General features: G+C 57.4%; 1 protein-coding gene. It reads right to left on the minus strand.

Annotated elements, in window-relative coordinates:
- Positions 1 to 105: 105 nt before the first annotated feature.
- The gene (locus ACU8YC_RS27330; protein WP_446896304.1) at positions 106 to 336 is read right to left on the minus strand and encodes a hypothetical protein; all 231 of its coding nucleotides are present in this window, start codon (positions 334 to 336) and stop codon (positions 106 to 108) included.
- Positions 337 to 455: the final 119 nt, after the last annotated feature.

Consider the following 455-nt stretch of genomic DNA (forward strand, 5'->3'; position numbering starts at 1 on the left):
ATTGGGTTCCTCTTCGCGATACATCGCATTGCCCTTCCGGGCGCGCCGTCACGCCATGATGTCGGTAGAGCCTCGAACGCCGTCGCCCGATGGCCGGAGCGAGGGTTAAGCCGCAGCGTGCGCCTTCACCGTCCCGCCGTCGCCCTCGTTGAGGAAGCGCAGCAGGCTCGGAACGACGATCAAATACCGGCGCCCGATCTTCTTCGTCTCGATCTTCTTCGACTGGATCAGGCCGCGTATCGTGTATGTGCTCAGTGTGGAGTACTCAACCGCATCGACGACCGAGCAGAAGTCTCGATCTTTGATACTCGTCTTGATTTCAGTTTTCTTCGGCATGTGTTGCCCTCCGCGACTGGCCACCGCGGGCCGAATGCGAGATCGGAAGCATGATCTACGCGCATCACTATTGGCAAGCAGATTTACAGAATTTGCGGGATTTATTTTAGGGTGTAACG

The sequence above is a fragment of the Citrobacter sp. VF227 genome, assembly GCF_052950715.1.

Excerpts from the sequence above, each read along its gene's own strand:
- ACU8YC_RS27330 (WP_446896304.1), bottom strand. The coding sequence starts at position 336 with ATGCCGAAGAAAACTGAAATCAAGACGAGTATCAAAGATCGAGACTTC.